The sequence below is a fragment of the Sphingobium sp. AntQ-1 genome (genome assembly GCF_028538045.1).
GTDB lineage: Bacteria > Pseudomonadota > Alphaproteobacteria > Sphingomonadales > Sphingomonadaceae > Sphingobium > Sphingobium cupriresistens.
The window spans coordinates 1,710,976-1,728,893 of record NZ_CP117158.1 but is presented as its reverse complement, the minus strand read 5'-3'; the positions used below and the strand labels follow the sequence as shown (position 1 = coordinate 1,728,893).

At 60.5% G+C, this 17,918-nt stretch carries 22 protein-coding genes; 10 read left to right on the top strand and 12 right to left on the bottom strand.

The features are described from left to right. The first annotated feature begins 8 nt into the window (after positions 1 to 8). On the top strand, positions 9 to 887 hold the full coding sequence (locus tag sphantq_RS08605) for a 3'-5' exonuclease (protein WP_272800050.1): 879 nt from the start codon (positions 9 to 11) through the stop codon (positions 885 to 887). 87 nt (positions 888 to 974) lie between these two features. Here sphantq_RS08605 and sphantq_RS08600 read toward each other — a convergent pair whose 3' ends face one another. The 5 genes from sphantq_RS08600 to sphantq_RS08580 all read right to left on the bottom strand — a co-directional run bounded on the left by sphantq_RS08600 (position 975) and on the right by sphantq_RS08580 (position 4,518). Continuing rightward, positions 975 to 1,310 (bottom strand): hypothetical protein, encoded by a 336-nt coding sequence (locus sphantq_RS08600; protein WP_272800049.1) that lies wholly within the window; start codon positions 1,308 to 1,310, stop codon positions 975 to 977. 910 nt (positions 1,311 to 2,220) lie between these two features. Next, positions 2,221 to 2,978 (bottom strand): IS5 family transposase gene (locus sphantq_RS08595; protein ID WP_272800048.1). Its coding sequence is split into 2 segments (ribosomal slippage): positions 2,221 to 2,645 and positions 2,645 to 2,978, totalling 759 coding nucleotides; the frame shifts between segments, so codons are not numbered across the junction. A 436-nt stretch (positions 2,979 to 3,414) separates the two neighbouring features. Next, positions 3,415 to 3,693, bottom strand: a complete 279-nt coding sequence (locus tag sphantq_RS08590) for a hypothetical protein (protein WP_272800047.1) — start codon at positions 3,691 to 3,693, stop codon at positions 3,415 to 3,417. A gap of 52 nt (positions 3,694 to 3,745) precedes the next feature. After that, positions 3,746 to 4,222, bottom strand: coding sequence for a MucR family transcriptional regulator (locus sphantq_RS08585; RefSeq protein ID WP_272800046.1), 477 nt, complete (start codon positions 4,220 to 4,222; stop codon positions 3,746 to 3,748). Positions 4,223 to 4,323: 101 nt separating this feature from the next. Then, on the bottom strand, positions 4,324 to 4,518 hold the full coding sequence (locus sphantq_RS08580) for a DUF6961 family protein (RefSeq protein WP_272800045.1): 195 nt from the start codon (positions 4,516 to 4,518) through the stop codon (positions 4,324 to 4,326). 198 nt (positions 4,519 to 4,716) lie between these two features. On the opposite strand from sphantq_RS08580, the gene sphantq_RS08575 reads away from it, so the two are divergent. Further along, complete coding sequence (locus sphantq_RS08575; protein ID WP_272800044.1) at positions 4,717 to 4,863, top strand: hypothetical protein; 147 nt, start codon at positions 4,717 to 4,719, stop codon at positions 4,861 to 4,863. Between the two features lie 167 nt (positions 4,864 to 5,030). On the opposite strand, the gene sphantq_RS08570 is transcribed toward sphantq_RS08575, so the two are convergent. After that, entirely contained in the window at positions 5,031 to 5,396 is a 366-nt protein-coding gene (locus tag sphantq_RS08570) for a PilZ domain-containing protein (protein ID WP_272800043.1), read from the bottom strand. A gap of 177 nt (positions 5,397 to 5,573) precedes the next feature. Next, positions 5,574 to 5,774: a DUF5818 domain-containing protein gene (locus tag sphantq_RS08565; RefSeq protein ID WP_272800042.1), complete on the bottom strand. Its 201-nt coding sequence runs from the start codon at positions 5,772 to 5,774 to the stop codon at positions 5,574 to 5,576. A gap of 140 nt (positions 5,775 to 5,914) precedes the next feature. On the opposite strand from sphantq_RS08565, the gene sphantq_RS24385 reads away from it, so the two are divergent. From sphantq_RS24385 to sphantq_RS08545, 3 genes are all read left to right on the top strand, one after another. Next, positions 5,915 to 6,391 (top strand): Crp/Fnr family transcriptional regulator, encoded by a 477-nt coding sequence (locus tag sphantq_RS24385; protein WP_443021542.1) that lies wholly within the window; start codon positions 5,915 to 5,917, stop codon positions 6,389 to 6,391. A 377-nt stretch (positions 6,392 to 6,768) separates the two neighbouring features. Continuing rightward, a complete protein-coding gene (locus sphantq_RS08550) occupies positions 6,769 to 7,290 on the top strand; it encodes a hypothetical protein (RefSeq protein ID WP_272800039.1) in 522 nt (173 codons plus the stop codon). A 191-nt stretch (positions 7,291 to 7,481) separates the two neighbouring features. Beyond that, a complete protein-coding gene (locus sphantq_RS08545; protein WP_272800038.1) occupies positions 7,482 to 7,817 on the top strand; it encodes a hypothetical protein in 336 nt (111 codons plus the stop codon). Positions 7,818 to 8,955: 1,138 nt separating this feature from the next. On the opposite strand, the gene sphantq_RS08540 is transcribed toward sphantq_RS08545, so the two are convergent. The 5 genes from sphantq_RS08540 to sphantq_RS08520 all read right to left on the bottom strand — a co-directional run bounded on the left by sphantq_RS08540 (position 8,956) and on the right by sphantq_RS08520 (position 14,506). After that, on the bottom strand, positions 8,956 to 9,432 hold the full coding sequence (locus sphantq_RS08540; RefSeq protein ID WP_272800037.1) for an ankyrin repeat domain-containing protein: 477 nt from the start codon (positions 9,430 to 9,432) through the stop codon (positions 8,956 to 8,958). Positions 9,433 to 9,502: 70 nt separating this feature from the next. After that, the gene (locus tag sphantq_RS08535) at positions 9,503 to 11,710 is read right to left on the bottom strand and encodes a catalase (protein ID WP_272800036.1); all 2,208 of its coding nucleotides are present in this window, start codon (positions 11,708 to 11,710) and stop codon (positions 9,503 to 9,505) included. A gap of 381 nt (positions 11,711 to 12,091) precedes the next feature. Then, positions 12,092 to 13,051 carry an NAD(P)/FAD-dependent oxidoreductase gene (locus sphantq_RS08530; RefSeq protein WP_272800035.1) on the bottom strand — a complete coding sequence of 320 codons (960 nt, stop codon included), beginning with the start codon at positions 13,049 to 13,051 and terminating at the stop codon, positions 12,092 to 12,094. A 3-nt stretch (positions 13,052 to 13,054) separates the two neighbouring features. Next, a complete protein-coding gene (locus sphantq_RS08525) occupies positions 13,055 to 13,606 on the bottom strand; it encodes a PRC-barrel domain-containing protein (RefSeq protein ID WP_272800034.1) in 552 nt (183 codons plus the stop codon). Positions 13,607 to 14,329: 723 nt separating this feature from the next. Next, positions 14,330 to 14,506: a DUF3606 domain-containing protein gene (locus sphantq_RS08520; protein WP_272800033.1), complete on the bottom strand. Its 177-nt coding sequence runs from the start codon at positions 14,504 to 14,506 to the stop codon at positions 14,330 to 14,332. A 416-nt stretch (positions 14,507 to 14,922) separates the two neighbouring features. Here sphantq_RS08520 and sphantq_RS08515 point away from each other — a divergent pair, with 416 nt between their 5' ends. The 5 genes from sphantq_RS08515 to sphantq_RS08495 all read left to right on the top strand — a co-directional run bounded on the left by sphantq_RS08515 (position 14,923) and on the right by sphantq_RS08495 (position 17,862). Next, positions 14,923 to 15,504, top strand: coding sequence for an ATP-dependent DNA ligase (locus tag sphantq_RS08515; RefSeq protein ID WP_272800032.1), 582 nt, complete (start codon positions 14,923 to 14,925; stop codon positions 15,502 to 15,504). Between the two features lie 74 nt (positions 15,505 to 15,578). Further along, complete coding sequence (locus tag sphantq_RS08510) at positions 15,579 to 15,761, top strand: hypothetical protein (RefSeq protein ID WP_272800031.1); 183 nt, start codon at positions 15,579 to 15,581, stop codon at positions 15,759 to 15,761. After that, entirely contained in the window at positions 15,762 to 16,556 is a 795-nt protein-coding gene (gene ligD, locus sphantq_RS08505) for a non-homologous end-joining DNA ligase (protein WP_336314449.1), read from the top strand. It begins immediately after the preceding gene. Further along, the gene (xth, locus tag sphantq_RS08500; RefSeq protein ID WP_272800030.1) at positions 16,553 to 17,362 is read left to right on the top strand and encodes an exodeoxyribonuclease III; all 810 of its coding nucleotides are present in this window, start codon (positions 16,553 to 16,555) and stop codon (positions 17,360 to 17,362) included. Before ligD ends, xth begins: the two co-directional genes overlap by 4 nt. Next, positions 17,362 to 17,862: a cupin domain-containing protein gene (locus sphantq_RS08495; protein ID WP_272800029.1), complete on the top strand. Its 501-nt coding sequence runs from the start codon at positions 17,362 to 17,364 to the stop codon at positions 17,860 to 17,862. The genes xth and sphantq_RS08495 overlap by 1 nt, the downstream gene beginning before the upstream one ends. Positions 17,863 to 17,918 lie beyond the last annotated feature (56 nt).

Sequence of the window (17,918 nt, the reverse complement as noted above, 5' to 3'; positions counted from 1 at the left end):
GCCGCCAGATGAACGACGCCGCAAGCGATCCCCACGCGCAGGCGGCACGCCTGCTGAGCGTGCATCCAGATTATCGGGTGCAGCGGCGCCTTGGCCCCGTCACCCATTTCCATGCAGCAAGTCCTGAGGCCTCCAGCCGTATCGGGGTTGCGATTGATGTGGAGACGACCGGGCTCGACCGAGAGACCGATCGGATCATCGAACTGGCGATCCAGCGTTTCCGGTTCGATGAGCGTGGACGAATCATCCAGGTCGGGGTGCCCCGGGTCTGGCGCGAAGATCCAGGCATGCCGATCGATCCGAAAATCACCAGCCTGACCGGCCTTACCGATGCGGACGTTGCCGAGCAGCAGATCGATGAATCGGCCGCTATCGACATTCTCTCCTCCGCCGACATCATTGTCGCGCACAATGCGGCTTTCGACAGACCGTTTGTGGATCGTCGCCTGCCTGCCATCGCGGGCAAGCCCTGGGCCTGCTCGATGGCAGAACTGGATTGGTTGGCGCTTGGGTTTGAGGGGCGCGCGCTCGCTCATCTCGTTTCGCAATGCGGCTGGTTTTATGAAGGGCACAGGGCCGAGAATGACATCCTGGCGCTTCTGTACCTGCTCTCTCACGGCCTGCCGGACGGAGAGACGATCCTGGCAAAGCTGATCGCCTGCTCGGAACAGCAGACCTACCGGGTGAACGCCATCGACGCGCCTTTCGATTCCAAGGACCGGCTGAAATCTCGCGGATATCGCTGGGATGCCACCATGCGTTTCTGGTGGAAGAGCATCGCAGAGCTGGACCGCGACGCTGAACGCGCCTGGCTGATGAGCGACGTCTATGGCGGATATGGCGAACCCGCCTTCCTCCCCATCACGGCTTGCGAGCGCCATCGCTGAACTTCCCGATCATCAGTAGCAATGGGACATTGCGCACGGACTCAGAGAATCTGGATCAGGCCAACTGGTCCTTGAGCTTGCCTGCTGTCAAGCCGCCCAACGATCAAGCTCGGGAAACAACGGTACGGCTGGCGGCAGGCCGGGCTCCACCACATTCGCGTCGAACGTCGCGACAGTCAGCCATTCGACGCGCCATTCGACTCGGGCAGCATTGCCTTCGAATCGGACAATGCCAGCGCCGTCGCGTGCTACCTCCCATCGACACTGCATGCCTTCATCATAATAGCCCATGAGCAAAGTGCCGTCGCTCAGACCCACCAGAAACCGCTCATCTTCGTCATAGGGCACCGTTAGCACCGTCTCGACATCGCCGGAGACCGCCAAGCGTACGCTATCTGGAATTGGGGTGATCGAAACGCACATCGCAAAATCCCTCTTTCCTACATGAGAACATATAGCGAACATATCGAGAAGGAAAGGAGTCGGCAATGGTGATAATCGACGGATCATTTCTTCTTGGGATAGCCGCAGTGCTGACCAGCATCGCGACCTTGTGGCGCAGCCTTAAAGGTCGAAAATAAGGCTCGGGGGCGGTCCGACCTCGCGTTCCAACGACGAGGTCGGACCGTCACCGTTGCAGGCTGTCTCATTTGGCGTGCCTGTTGCCGGATGATCTGGGTTCTAGCGCAACCACGCCGCCACCGGCGCGTTCGATCCACCCAAGGAGAGAAAATATGACACATCGTCCTTCCGTGCCCCCAGGCAGCACGGCACCCTATCCCGCACACCCAGCGCCGCATGCAGAAAGCATACAGGCAGATGAGCTTTCGACCGATGCGAGCGAGGAAGAACAGGACGCCAAGCTACATGGTTCAGCGAAACTCTTGGGTGCCGCTGTCGGGATTGGATCGGCCGCTATTGTCGCAGCGCTTCTCTACGCGCGGCAACGAAGGGCCTGAAAAGGAAGATGACGGTCTGACCTGCGCTGCGGCGCGGGTCAGGCCCTTTGATCAGATTTCTTGTCGAGCAGCAGTCGTTCGCCCTGTTGTTGAACGATCGCCTTGATCGGTCCTTACATGAGGCTCAGCATGGCTGGCAATTGCAGGATGATACGCAGGCGAGTATCTTCAGCATCGACCGTGCATGGCACTTCCACGCCCATGGTCGCAACGGTCAGCGACAATTGATCCTGGCTGGGCCAGCTGTGCTAACGGTGGCCGCGCCGCCTGGGATGTGCGAGGCAAGCTTGCCTATACCCGTCATGCGGCGCCCTGCTTCGTCACGGCCGAGACTGTGCGGGATGTCGAAGATTGTTAGGGTCAGGACTCGTTGATCAGAGCCAGAAGATAACGGTGGCAGCCAGTGCGATGGCGGAGAAGAAGACGGTCGGACACCTATCGTAGCGGGTGGCGACGCGGCGCCAGTCCTTCAGTCGTCCGAACATGATCTCAATGCGACTGCGGCGTCGGTACCGGCGCTTGTCATATTTGACGGGGTGGAGCCGAGATTTTCGACCTGGGATGCAGGGCTCGATACCCTTCGCCTGCAAGGCATCCCTGAACCAGTCGGCGTCATAGCCACGGTCGCCCAGCAGCCATCGCGCCTTCGGCAGGTCTTCCAGTAGCGCTGCCGCACCGGTGTAATCGCTGACCTGACCAGCGGTCATGAAGAAGCTGAGCGGGCGGCCGTTTGCATCGGTGACAGCATGAAGCTTGGTGTTCATGCCGCCTTTGGTGCGACCGATCAGCCGCCCAAGATCCCCTTTTTTACCCGCAGGCTCGATGCCGTGCGGTGCGCCTTCAGATAGGTCGCGTCGATCATGACGGTCTTCGGATCGGCGTCAGCGGCAGCCAACCCTTCCATCATGCGGAGGAAAACGCCCATTTCACCCCAGCGCTTCCACCGATTGTACAGCGTCTTGTGCGGACCATAGTCCTTCGGCGCATCCCGCCATCGCAGCCCGTTGCGATTGACGAACACAATGCCGCTCAACACCCGCCGATCATCAACGCGAGGCTTGCCGTGACTCTTGGGAAAATACGGTCGCAGACGCGCCATCTGCTCATCCGTCAGCCAGTACAGGTCGCTCATAATCAGTCTCCTCAAGGAGACTGAATCAGATCGCGCCGCTCACATCAATGGGTCCTGACCCTAGGTCCTCCAAAAGGCCATCGTCATGTCTCACCACCAAAAACACTTTCACCATGCGTAACGACCTCCAAATCGTGCCCTCATAGGCGATGTTGTCTCGAAATCACCAGTCAGTTTTCCGATGGCTCCCGCGGACTTTCCTCCTTTCATCGCTGGGATTTTCTGAGGGCCACGCTGCGCCTTCCTTACTATAACGAGGGGCGACGGCATACACCGCACCGGGCCGGATAAGACCGCGCTGTCCTGCAATCCCTCAGCCTATCGGAGCACCGCCACAGGGCTCATGATCCTAGCGTCCGGATCGCCTAAAAACCGGACTTAGGAAGCTCGGCACTTACCGGGTGAGACGTCAGGGCGGGGCGCGTCCTCAATTCGGTCAACCGCGTGAGAGGCCTTTGCAATGACGTGAAGGGGCCAGCGCCTGCGGCGCGGCAGCATCGCAATGCGGGTAGGACCATCCGCCGCCGCGTTCTCGTGCGGGACGATCTTCATGGTGATCGCGCGTCATGAAAGTCCCGCCCCCTACGGCAGCGAAGATCATCGTTCCGGCAGCTATTTTGACGGCAAGCCTTCGCTGCTGGCGCTTGCGCCTCCTTGCCGCATAGTACGCGCCTTCACGAATGGGCACAGCGCGAAAGAGCTTCTTGAACGACATGGGGCGGTAAGATGCCACCCCATGGTGAAATTCTGGATTCCTCGCGCTTCGATCAGGCGAGTTCGGGTTCCTTGGCTTTGCGGTTGCGGGTGCCCGGCACCTTTGCAGCAGGTGCGGCAGCCGCTGCCTTGGGCTTGCGGCCCAGACCGATTTTGAGCGCCAGCGCCTTGCGGGTGGCGGCATAGCTGGACGCAACCATCGGATAGTCGGCGGGAAGGCCCCATTTGGCGCGATAGTCATCCGGGGTCATCTGATAGCGGGTCATTAGGTGCCGCTTGAGCATTTTGAGCTTCTTACCGTCCTCTAAGCAGATGATATGATCGGGCTTCACCGAGGCGCGGATCGAGACGGCGGGCTCGAGCTTGGGTCTTTCCGGTTCTTTCGTGCCCAGGCCGTTAAGAGCCCGATGCACGTTGGCGATCAGCTGCGGCAGATCGCCGACGCTGACACTATTGTTGGATACATGCGCCGCAACGATGTCGGCGGTGAGGGTGATAAGCATATCTTGTGCGACCGGCTGTTCTGACATTTTTGTTGCTCCTGAAGGGAGGATAGGAAGATCGCCAGCCTTTCAACGGACAGCGACAGGTGCGAGATAGAGTCACGCAGGCTTAACATCAAATGACGACGCTAATTTGATGGTCCCGTCCCGCTCAGCACATTGATGCAGCAGGCGATTTTATTCCAAATGGCGATGCCTTGGTCGTCACCGATTGCGGTCAGCTCGGAAATTCTACTGTCGGCATGTATTTTTGCTTCTTCGCCATGGCGGCGGATGAGCACGGATGCCGCGCCCCATGAAATCTGCTCCTGTGTCAGCGTCATTTGGCATGATCCTGTCGCCGGCAACAATAAGATGGCCTTCCGGCACGCTGTCGACGGAGGTGTGGCGGCCCAGACGAAAGCCGCACGGAACATGCTCGCCTTTCACCGGTTGGCTGAGTCCATAGCTGACAGGAGAGAGCGATGTTCCCCGAACAGATTCCAGGCGAAAATGACCAGGCTGATATGAAGGGCACGTCCATGGACGATCTGCCCGGCGCTGATGGCGCCGACGAAGATGTCGACGTCGATGTTGATGCCGAGGAGGAAGATCAGGACGCCGATGAACTGGAGGACGTCCAAAAGGATGCCGCGGAAAAGCGGGAACAGGAAGGCGGCTATCAATAGCCGCGATGGCCTCGTCAGCGGTCGTTCGCTGACGGGGTCTATTTTTGGCAGGTACCTTCCCCGCCTCTCCTGGTCGGACGTCTAACGCAGCGCGGGCGGTATGGATCTTTGTTTTACCTGCCCCTGTGACGTTCAGCTGAAGCTCAAGGCGTGCGGCAACGTCGCACTCAGCAGGCGCTAAGGACGTTCATCTGCGTGATGGTGCCCATTGAGGGCGCTTCATGCCCCAGAGGCCGGATGGAATGTTTGCGAATGAAGGCTGCGGGATCGACATCATGTGCCAGCAGCACGCCGCATGTCTCGCCGTCCGCCCAGATAATCGACGCGCAGATTTCGACCCGATTGACTACGATCGTAACGGCCGTACCGGCTGGCGGAAATTCGAACCCGTCGAGCTGCGCTCCGTAGATCGACAAGTTTCTGATCGTGGCAAATTCATAGAGGCCTGACCAGTTGACCGTGCATGGAACGTTGGCAGTCTCGCGTGGACTTCGACGACGTTCGGGTGTTTGGGCAAGTGCGTTGCGCATCATATCTGTCCTGTCGTCCCCTTGGTAAGACCGACAGGCGCTTGGATTGTTCCAGAGTCGGGATCGCCGAGTCGTGTTTGGGCTCCAGTGGGGTTCGGCATTGTGTCACCTGCGCGCTCTGCGCATGCCATGCGGGAGAGTCATTATGGTCTGCTCGCGGTGCCCCCGTTGCTGTCCTCATCATCTGGCGGTGATCTTGTCCACGGCGACAATATCATGGTCTTCCCGCACACCCTCGACGCGTACTTGGCGGCCCAGAAGATGCTCTTGCCTGCCCAGGGCGACAAGTCGCCATTGCCCACCGTCGGTAATTTGCAGGATAAGCTGGCGGCCTTCCTGCATCAGCAGGCCTTCCAATATAATGGGGCGGTATCTGGCCATGGGCTGATGGTCCTTGGCTATGTTGGGGGCGGGTCAGGCTGCTTTGGCACGTTCAGCATTCAAAGCATGAAGACATTCTCCCGGTGGCAAGCCAGGAAATGGGGGTGTGGCCCGTCTGCTGCGCGCATTGGAAGAATGGCGTGGCGGCTGTTGTTGATAAGGCCCGTGATGCTGTCGCTGTCATTGGCCTGACGGGAGATCATGATGTCGAGATCGTCCTAGAGGCTGATAAGCCCCCGGTCGAACATCCAGTAGACGGTGCCGGACAGGGCGATACCGTTCTGGACGCTGTCGGGGCCACTGGCTTCGACAGGCCGGATATGGGCACCCATAGAATTTCACAGCGCACCGCCAAATGGCTGCTCGCGGCCGTGAGCCGCACCTATGCCTGCGAATTCGCCATAAACCAAGATCAGCTGGCAGAGATGCTGGGTATCGGGCGTACTTTTGTAACCCGTGTCGTCAAGAAGCTTCGTGACGAGGGCACCATCGCAACGCGCCGCTGCGTTTTCACGGTGAAGGATGAAGATTTGCTGCGGCGGACGGCCTGCGCATGCACTACAGCGATCGAAAATCATTTCGATACCGATCTGCATGGCATCTATCCGTCTGGCTGACCTGCGCTCGAAGCATAGTCGCAAGGGACTCCACGTCCCTCCGCCCAGGCCCTTTGGGACGTCCCGGCGGCGTGGCCGTTCTTCCAAGACTCACGTGATTGGGCGTTCAGCAGCTTCCGGTCGGCAATTGGCCTGCCTGTAGGGAATTTGGCATGCGGCCAATCTTAACGACTGTTTGACTACGTGTATCGGAGGGAGAGCCAGATAGTCTCCGCTGCGCCCCTTGCCTTTCCGGTCAAGGGTACTGGCCTGACAGTGCCGCGTTCTCCTTTGACAGCAGATTTGCACCCTCCCTGGTGTTCAGCGGAACACTCATGCGCCCGCTCCGTTAGGTCTCAGCCACAATGATGGCCAGACATTAGAAGAGGATCGAGGAAATGGTTCAAGCAGCAGCGCTTTTTGACACCCATGCTGAAGCCGAACGCGCGGTTTCCGACCTGCGCGCGCTAGGCGTGACCGACACCGACCTATCGGTCATTGCCCACCATGGTGGCACAACGACGACGCGCTCGGGGGATGGCGAGATCACCGATGAGCATCATCGAAACGTCCTTCGCGGCATTCTGGGAGGCGGTGCGCTCGGGGCTGGTCTGGGGGTCGCGGCACTCGCAATTCCTGGTGTGGGTCCGCTGGCCGCCGCGGGCGCCATCGCCGCTTCGGCTGTTCCTGAGGCGATCGGACTTGGCGCTGTTCTTGGAGCTGTCGGGGGCAGCTTGAACGAAGTGCTGACCAAGCATGGCATCGAAGAAGAAGACGCAGCCTATTATAACAGCGGCCTCAAGGATGGCAGGGTATTGGTCACTGTGAACGATGCAGGCATTGACGGGGACCTCGTCCGCGACGTTCTTTATCGCAACGGCGGACATAATGCTTCGCGGGCCCGGGCTGCCACTCTGTGATGCTGTGTGGCCGGGAGCGAGCGTTCCCGGTCGCATCTTGATCACCAGTCTCGTAAGCGGCGGGCAGGGACTTCCAGCCTCACCTGCGATCTGGAAGTTCCATCAACGATCCGACGCCATGCATGCCAGTCAAGCGCCAGCTGGTCCGACGGCTCGAGATTGCCCTTTAGACCTGCAAAGGACTCATGACCATGACCAAAGACGACAGCAAGCCATTCTCGCCTCCGGTATATGACGGGGACGAGAAGACGACCGAGGAACAGTTGAACATCACGCCTCTGATCGATGCTGATGGACCTGACAGAGGGCGCAGAGCCCAGGAAGGATCCGGCGCTGTTGCCGGTAGCGGCGCGGGTGCTGGCGGCACTGCGATCGGCACGGAAGACTATGATGAGGATAGTGCAGGGGGAGGGGGCGGTCCGACGATCGATGCTGGCAAAGGGCACAGGGCGCTGCCTGACATCAAGAACGAGGAAGGCGGCGCGGGAGAAGACGTCGATCTTCCTCCAGGGTCTTCGTCGATGTAACGCCGCGGTCTCGCGGGGCATTCCCGCACACCCGTGGGCCACGCTTGGAATCCGCCGACCCTATGCTCGTCGTTGTTCTGCAGCTTGCCATTGCGCATCGCGCGTCCGCCTGGCCGGTAGTCCCCATCAAGTGCCTCGCCCCGACGCCAGCGCAGGTGCCGTCGGCTGAGCTCAAACAGGATCAAGCTTGTCCGGGCGTCTGCGAAGCCGGGGGGAACCTGAGCGCGCATCGAAATGGATCGGTGTGCTGTAGCTCGGTGCCGATCGTATCGCAGACGAAATTCTGCGCACAGCCGTCGATGTCGGCTGTTGGGTGAATTGAGGAGAGCGCAAAATGTCCGAAAGGATTGTGTCGATAGGGTTCCTGACTGAGCGGGACTTGGTAAAGTTGGGGGAAGGGTTTCGACGCCACTTTCCCATCGCGAGGGACGACATGTTCGCCGACCTTATGGCGAAGCTGGACAAGATTCCGTTCGATGCCAAGCTCGACCCCAAAACCGGGCGGTAAGCATTGTCCAGGAGTCAGGTGATGCCTGTCCAAGTTGGGGCGGCGACAGGTTAAAAGCATGCGCTGCGCGGCCTCGACACGACCTTCGGCTGGCGCCGGTCAGCGCGGACCGAGCATCGAGGGGACCGTCGCCAGTCCCCAACGGAGAGATGTCGCGTGGAAGATAAGGAATGAGCAGCGGCTGCGACAGCGTCAGCACTATGGTGAGGCGTACTATTTCGAGCGCGTCGCGGTTGGAGCGGAGCACACTTGCGGGGATCCGATCGCACTTGCAACGCCCAGGGCGAGTAGGGCACCCTATGGCTTGCAGGTCCGGCGGATGCACGCGCAACCGCCCCAGCAGTGGGCGAGCCGTAAGGCAATGCCTCCGCTGTCGGGACCGCTGTTGCGCCGGATGATCGGCCAGAGGAAATCATGACCGGCTCTGACATCAACGGATTGATCGCCAAGGCTCAGCATCGCAATCGGCCGCAAGCCCTTTCTCAGTTTCGGCGTGCAGCGCCAAAGCGGCAGCGCTAACGGCACTGGACCCGTGGCCTTTCATGACGGGCTCTTACTGCGGTGACGGAGGACCGCCGCGTCGATCAACTTATGCGGGACGCGCTGCTACACACTGGTGGCCGCCTCACTTCACGCGAGTACGCGATGCCTGGTCTTAAGCCGCGCGACCATCAATTCGTTGCTTTGTGTCTCCGCCATCGAGATCGCGCTATTGCCCGCGGCATCCTGAACATGAGGATCGCTGCCACGATCGATCAACAGATCGACAATCGCGCTATGGCCGAAGAGTGCCGCCATCATCAATGCCGTCTGACCCGCCGAATTGGTGACGTGGGGGTTGGCACCGGCGTCGAGCAGCAGTGCGGCAATCTGCGTATATCCCTTGAATGCAACGCCCATGAGCGCCGTGTTACCGCGAACGCAATCCTGTTGATCGACCGGCGCGCCTTGCACCAAAAGCGCCGCGGTCGTGGCTTCATGCCCGTGATAGCTTGCGAGGATCAAGGGCGTGTAACCCTTCGGGTCCAGCGCCGCGATGTCGGCGCTCGCCTGAAAAAGCGGGGCGATCATGTCGTCGCGGCCTAGCCGCGCCGCATCGAACAGCAACTCCTGGATGCGCTCTGGCGAGGGCAGTGGCGGAGGCGCCTGATCGTCGTTGGCTGGGCCACCTACTGCCTCACTTGGCATCGAGATCGACCTTCAGCTCCCGCGGCCAGTAGCGCAGACCAGCGATCGCATCCACGAAGGCGGCCGCGTCCTTGGCGGTCGCAAGCGCGAGGCAGGCTTCGTCAAGATCGTCAGCGATGCCACCCTTGAGGAAGATCGGCTGGGCTTCCTTGGTCAGGCCGATATATTTGCAGTGACCGAAGGCATCGCGCACGAAGTCCTGCGTGGCAGCGTCGGTCGCGAGTAATGCAGCGCCTTCGTCCGAAACGACAACGGCCACCGCGTCGAACAGAGTGGAGGGCCCGCCGTCGATTTTCTGCTTGGCGGCCAACTTCGTGCCGTCCGAAAGATTAACCCCGCCGATCTTTGGAGCAATCACCTCATAGATCGCGCCGACCTTATCGATCGCTTTCACCAGGCCGTTGAACAAGCCGGCATCGGCCCCGTCGCTAAGCAAAATGCCAAGCTTACGACCTTTGAAGCTGGGCGGCCCGTTCTTGACGATGGAGAGGGCGTCGGAGGGCGGCAGATCGGTGATGGTCGGCCGGGCCGCCTGAGCCGGCGCAGGAAGTTGGGGCAGGCCAAGGCCATCCGCCACCGTGGCGGCAAGGCCCTCGTCAATATTGAGCAGGTGTGAGACCATCCGGGCACGTATGTCGGGCCGTTCGACCTTGCTTAACTCGAAGACGAGCGCATCGGCGATATGCTTCTGCTCGATCGGGAGCTGGCTGATATAGAAGAGGCGCGCCTGGCTGTAATGGTCAGCGAAGCTTTCCGGCCGGATCCGCAGTTTGGCGCTATCCTCAGTCGCCGCGAAGCTTGTGAACCCGCGGACCGGATCCTCCCGCGGGCCGCCGATCGTGGCACCCCAGCTGTTGGGCTCATAGTTCACCCGACCACGTGGATTGGTCATCGCCATGTGCCCGTCTTGCTGGAAGTGGGCGACCGGGCACTTGGGCGCATTGATTGGGATGTGCGTGAAATTTGGGCCGCCGAGCCGCTTGAGCTGGGTGTCGAGGTACGAGAAGTTGCGCCCCTGCAGCAGCGGGTCGTTGGTGAAGTCGATCCCGGGTACGACGTTCTGGGTGCAAAAGGCGACCTGCTCGGTTTCCGCGAAGAAATTATCGACGACGCGGTCGAGAACGAGTCGGCCGACCACGCGCACCGGCAGGATCTCTTCTGGGATGATCTTCGTTGCATCAAGAACATCGAACGGGAAGCTGTCCGCGAACGCCTGATCGAACAATTGCACGCCAAGCTCCCACTCAGGGAAATCGCCGCCGTTGATGGCATCCCAGAGGTCGCGACGATGGAAGTCCGGATCGGCGCCATTGATCTTGACGGCCTCGTTCCAGAGCACCGACTGCAGTCCCTGTTTAGGCTTCCAGTGAAACTTGACGAAGGTTGAGTTGCCCTCGGCATCGACGAGACGGAAGGTGTGCACGCCGAACCCCTCCATCGTGCGGAAGGAGCGGGGTATCGTGCGATCCGACATGATCCACATGACCATGTGCATGCTTTCCGGGGTCAGGGTGATGAAGTCCCAGAAATTGTCGTGCGCCGTCTGCGCCTGCGGAAAGGCGCGATCGGGCTCGGGCTTGGCTGCGTGAATGAGATCCGGGAACTTGATCGCGTCCTGAATGAAGAAGACGGGAATGTTGTTGCCGACCAGATCCCAATTGCCCTCCTTGGTGTATAGCTTGACGGCGAAACCTCGAACATCACGGGCGAGATCGAATGATCCCTTCGATCCGGCGACCGTCGAGAAGCGCACGAAGGCGGGGGTGCGTTCGCCGACACGCTGGAAGATGTCTGCGCGGGTGACGTCGGCCAGGCTGTCTGTGAGCTCGAAAAAGCCGTGTGCGCCATAGCCGCGGGCATGGACCACGCGCTCAGGGATGCGCTCATGATCGAAGTGAAAGATTTTCTCGCGGAAGTGCGGATCCTCCAGCAGCACTGGCCCGCGTGCCCCTTGCTTGAGACTGTTCTGGTCGTCTGCGACCGGGACGCCCTGCTGCGTGGTGAGCACCGCGATGTCGCCTTCCGCTGTCTGGTGCGTTTCGCCACCATCACTCTGTGGCTCGGCAAAGCTTTCGGAAACGGCCGCGTCAGCGGGAATGAGAGAGGCCTTCTGGGGAGATTCTCCTGACATCGGTGCACCAGGAGCGATGTCGGCTGGAATAACGCCTTTCCGAGGTGCAGCTGGTTTCTTGGCCATGAGAAGCTCCCTTTTGTGAAACGGTGGTGGCGCGCGCTCCATGAGACAAGCCGTGCCTCCGACCACTTCAAACCTGCAACTTGGGATACGGTTGCGGGTGATGAGCAAAATAGATGATGTTTGAGGCGAGCCAAACTATTTCACTTACATAGGTTAAATGCGCGCCCTTGGTGTGCCAATATCCGCAGCCAGAATAGCAGATCTTCTGCCCGCTATCCTCCATCGCGAAGGAAGACGACAAAGGCGTTCTGGCCCGTAGGCTCTCGGCCCGTTGAGACGCGGCTCCATGAGATCCTCTGCCCGGTGAGCGTCGTATCGGGCATCAGTCTGCGAAGATATGGCACTTGATGCTTGCATTCCGTCCCATGAATGAGGCGATGCCTACCGAAGCAAGCGAGCCTTGTCCGCCAGGTCGTTGCGGATGGTCGTTGCGGCGACGGCGGCTTCTCCCATGGCATGACTGATCTGATCCAATCCTTTCGCGACGTCGCCGGCGGCATAAAGGCCCGAAACCGTCGTGCGTTGGTGCCGGTCGATGACCAGGCAGCCGTCTTCGGTTGCTTCGGCGCCCAGCGCGATCGCGAGTTCTGAGCGAATGACCGACCCCAAGGCGGGGTAGCAACTGTCGAACCTTTCAAGGCCCGATGGAGTTGGGATGAGGATGGCGTCTCCTGACAGCGCAAGCGGACCACAAGGCCCGTCGATCATAGCGACGCCCGCGGCTTGCAGCCGAGCGCGTTCCTCCGGGGTCAACGCATGGGCCGCATCCGGCGCTATTAGCGCAACGTCGCGCGTGTACGTGCGAAGGAACATCGCTTCGTTGTAGCCATGCGTCGCGGTGCCGATCACGGCAACCTTTCGATCCGTGATCTCATAGCCGTCGCATATCGGACAATATCGCAGGAGACCCTGCTGCAAGGCTGTCTGATGCGATGCATCATCCATCTCAGGCCGGTTGTTAACGACGCCGGTGGCCAGCAGGACGGCGCTTGCGGCGATAGACTGCGTTTTGCATCGCGCATGGAAAACGTCGCCATTGATCTGCAACGCCTCGACCGTTTCATCCTCGACGGTAACGCCGAACTCCGCAGCTTGCTCGCGCATCAGGCCAAGGAGCTTCACCCCAGGAATTCCGCCAGGATAGCCGGCATGGTTGCGGGTGCGCGGGATCAGCGCTGCGCGGCTTTGACCGGAATCAACCACACGCACCTTGAGATGGAAGCGTGCTAGGTAGATCGCAGCGGTGAGGCCTGCCGGCCCGCCGCCAACGACCAGGACATCGACGGGATTTAAGCAAACGCCGGACGGTGCCGACGCGGCGGGTTCTTGGTTCGGCGCCATGCCCTATGCTGCTTCTAAACTTTCGAGCCGCTGGATGCGCGCAGAGTCCAGGTCGGTCACGAGCGTATCGCCCACCATCTTGACTTTGTCCCAAGGGAGCTTGCGCAGCGTTTCGCCGACGCCGGCAACACCGCCTTCGGCAATGATGAGATGCGAAAAGTGGCCGGTCGAACAGGCCGCCAGCGCATCGACGGCATGGGCTACGATCGATCCGTCCGAACCGATGACGAGCATGCCTTCCAGTTTTGAGAAAGCGAGCAGGGTCTCCCCGCTTTCGGTCTCGCTGCGGTTCTGCTCCGCTTCGACCGTGTCGCTGATCCGCGTCTGCCAGCCTAGCCAGCGCCAGATACCGAACAGGTCCACGACCCCAAGAAAGATATTGCTCCAGAGCAACTGGGTCTGGTCCGTGGCCACGCCAACGACGATCCACGCGATCGCGCCGAACGTGAAGACAACAAACCCCCATCCAGTCACACGCGGTCCCAGGTTCGATGCTGTCATGAGGGCCGCCAGGCATGTTGCGCCAAGTGCGATCCATCCCGCTATGTCACCCATTGATACTCCTCTTCGTACTTGCCCGAACGGGCACCGTCTGCCTGCTGCCCCGTCAGACACCAAACGCGTAGATGAGCGGGAAGGCCCGGGGCCGCGGTATTATTCTGAACAAGCCTGTGGGATTGCAGTAAAAGCACCGCTCTATCTTCCAGGGCCATCGAATTGACCTTCGTAGTCGTATCCGTCGCCGCGAGACGGTCGATATACGAACCCCTACCGAACGGGTGCCGTAGCGTAGAACACTGGTCAGCTGGATTTGGGTGTTCATTGAATTGCCGGTTTCAACAGCTTGTTGATGAAGAACCTTTTGCTGCCGGGAGCGAATTGCAGGTCGCCCGAAGGGCGTGACTGCAATATCGCGGCCTTCGAATATCGCTGTGGCCCACAGATGGCGAGCAACTTGCGGGCTTTGGAATAAGCGGTGGCGAGATCGGCGAGCTCGCTACTCTCAGGATACTCGATGCGGTTCGGCCCGTCGCATGGATGGATTTAAAATCGTTGCTTCGTCAGCCGTCCCGGGTCCTTGATGACCATATACTATGGGTTTAGCAAAGTGATGCGATTAGTCGCCCAGACTCGGCTTCTGGTTTGTGCGCGAGACGTGTGAGACGGTTGGCATGGACCATGAGCACATGGAGACAAACACGGTCAAATACCGTCATCTTGGCTTATCGACCGCACTGATGGCAATATCCAGACCGGTTGTCACGGGTTGGGTAGGCACTATTGCTTCAGATGCTGCCAGACTGCTTCAGCGCTGTTACCAACTGCCTTTACCGCATCCGCCAACTCCTCACGGCTGACTCCGAATTTATCGGTCCAGTATGCGACCTCATAATCTTCGCCCATTGCGATCAGCGAGCTGTCCTGTGGGCTGCGCAATGTCTTGTCGTCTGCCATCCTATATCTCCTGCAAGCTGTTATTTGTTTGTCCCAACGCCGCACGGTAGATCTGGTTTCCCGGCGGCGGCTGACCACCGGTGCCGGGCGATGAAGCGAGTCTCGCCAGCGCCGGAACGAGTCGCGGCCGCAGGAATTTTACTAGGTATGTGGACGAAAGACATTCCATCATGGCGCGGGTGAACGCGGCGCAGAGCGACAAGCCGACGTTGCGTACCGCCACAAGTGGCGCTGCCGCCGGTCCACCACCGTTTCGGCCGGTCCAGCTGGCGACCCTGGTTGATACCGTGCCAACCGGAACACGCTGGCTCCACGAGATGAAATATGACGGCTACCGCGTGTTGCTCGCGGTGGGCGGGGGCACAGCGGTTGCCTATACACGCTCGGGGCTCGACTAGTAGGAGAAATTCGCAGGATTGGTCGAGGCGGCCAGCAAACTCAAGGTTGCCTCCGCGCTGATCGACGGCGAGGCAGTCGTGCTTGATGCCGATGGCCGGTCGAGCTTTCAGGCGCTGCAGAATGCTCTGAAAGGGGCGCCTGCGGATATCGATTATTGTGCAGTCGACTTGCTCGAACTTGATGGCGAGGATCTCACGCAATTGCCGCTCACAGAGCGCAAGGCGCGGCTCGAGAAGATCCTGCCCAAGGGTGGCGACCGTCTGCGCTATTCCGACCATATCGTCGGCGATGGCGAGAAGCTGCTCCACCAGTTCTGCGATGCCAATCTCGAAGGCGTGATCTCGAAAAAGATCGATGGTCGCTATGTCGGATCGCGCTCGGGCGGGTGGCTGAAGACCAAGTGCATCCGCCGCCAGGAATTCGTCGTGGTCGGCTGGACCCCATCGGATAAATCTCGGCTGTTTCGCTCGCTGATCCTGGGCGTTCATGAAGACGGCGTGCTGCGCTATGCCGGCAAGGTCGGTACCGGCTTCGACACCCAGGAAATCATCGACCTGATGGCGGTCATGGGTCCGCTCGGCAGGACGCACCGACCGTGAAGGCGCCGCGCGCGGATGTCTGCGGAGCGCATTAGATCAAGCCCCGGCTGGTCGCCGAGATCGCCTTTACGGAGATGACCGATGAGGGAACGCTGCGGCATCCCTCCTATCTCGGCATGCGCGAAGACAAGAAGCCCGAAGCGGTCGTTATCGAGACCGAGGCGCCCGTTGAAACGGTCGCCATGGCGAGATCTTCCGTGACGATCAGCAGTCGCGAACGGGTGATCTTCCCTGAGGGCAAGCTCACCGAGGGCTAGCTGGCCGACTATTATGCGCAGGTCGCGCCGATCCTGCTGCCCTTCGCTGGCTCGCGACCGATCAGTCTGGTGCGCTGCCCACAGGGCCGGGCCAAGAAATGCTTCTTCCAGAAGCATGACGCGGGCAGCTTCGGAGATGCGGTCAGGCATGTCGCCATTCGTGAGAAGGACGGGCATGACGAGCCCTATCTGTATATCGACACTGCCGATGGTCTGCTGACCTGCGTGCAGATGGGCACAATCGAGTTTCATGGCTGGGGTGCGCGGATCGAGGATGTCGAAAAGGCCGACCGGCTTGTATTCGATCTCGATCCCGATGTCGGGCTCGACTTCGAGGCAGTGCGCACCGCGGCTTTCCACTTCCGCGACATCCTCAAATCGATCGGCCTCGCAACTTTCCCGATGCTGACCGGCACCAAAGGCGTGCATGTGATCGCGCCTTTGGTGCCACAGGCCGAGTGGCCTGAAGTCAAGGATTTTGCCCACCGACTGGCGCAGGCGGTCACACAGTCAGACCCCAAGAATTTCGCCGCGGCCTTGCCAAAGGCGCAGCGCAAGGGGCGCATTTTCGTCGATTATCTGCGCAACCAGCGGGGGGCAACCGCAGTCATGCCCTATGCCGCCCGCGCCCGCGAGGGCGCCCCGGTCGCAGTGCCGATCACGTGGAAGGAAATGGAGACGATCGACAAACCCTCGCATTGGTCGATCCTTGATGGGATCGAACTGGTCAAGCGTGCCGGCTCGAAGGCGCTCGCTGGCTGGGGGCGCGCCGATCAGGTGTTGCCGGACCTGTGAAGATCGCGACCTATAATGTGAACGGCGTCAACGGCCGGCAGCCGGTGCTGCTGCGCTGGCTTGCAGAAGCCGAGCCCGACATCGTCGTGCTGGAGGAACTCAAGGCGCCGCAGGAGCGGTTCCCCGAAAGTGCGATACGTGACGTTGGCTATGACGCAATCTGGCATGGGCAGAAATCGTGGAACGGCGTCACGCTGCTCAGCCGGGTCGGCGAGATCCATGAGACGCGTCGCGGGCTTCCCGGTGATCCCGATCCAGCCCAGAGCCGCTATATCGAGGCTGCGGTCAACGGCATCCTGATCGGCGGACTATATTTGCCGAACGGCAACCCGAGTCCGGGGCCCAAGTTCGACTATAAGCTGCGCTGGTTCGAGCAATTGATCGAGCATGCCGCCGGGCTCCTCACCAGCGGCCTGCCGGTCATGCTGATGGGCGATTTCAACGTCATGCCCACCGACCTCGACGTCTACAAACCCGAGCGATGGCTCGACGACGCGCTGTTCGCGCCTGAAGTGCGCGAGGCTTATTTCCGTCTATTGGGACAGGGATGGACCGACGCCTTGCGCACCATGCACCCGGACGAAGTGATCTACACGTTCTGGGATTATTTCCGCAACGCCTATGGCCGCAATGCCGGCCTTAGGATCGATCATCTGCTGCTCAGCCCGCTGCTTGCCGACCGGCTGACTGATGCGCAAGTCGACGCCTATGTCCGCGGTTGGGAGAAGACCAGCGATCATGCGCCGGTGTGGATCGAGCTTGTGGACAAACCGAAACGCAAACGCGCGAAGAAGGGCGCTGACTGATGCACATTGAGACCTTCATGCTCGCTGGAAATGGCTGGGTTCCCAACAACGCGAGGTTGCCTGTTGTCCTCTATCGCAACGTGCTGGGCGGTGAAGGCAGTGCGCTCGCCGAAGCGTTCGAGGCGTTGTTCGAAGGTCATGGCTGGCCGCCGGACTGGCGCGATGGCATCTTCGACTATCATCATTATCATTCGACTGCGCACGAGGTCCTGGGCGTGTTCGCCGGGGAGGCGACCCTTGAGTTGGGAGGATCGGGTGGGAAACGGGTCGCGGTGACCGCTGGCGATGCCGTGATGCTCCCGACCGGGACCGGGCATCGTGCCTTCGAGGCGAGCGACGATTTCCAGGTGGTCGGCGCCTATCCCGAGGGGCAGGCGTGGGACATTTGCCGCGAAGCGACCGATGAGGCGGCGCAAGCGCGGATGCACGCGTTGCCCGATCCCAGGCGTGATCCGGTCACCGGAGAAGCAGGCGCAATGACTGGCTTCTTTCGCTGCTGACGAATGCGCGCCCATCCTGGGGCGGACATATCCTTTCGCGAGAACCCAGCGCCGTC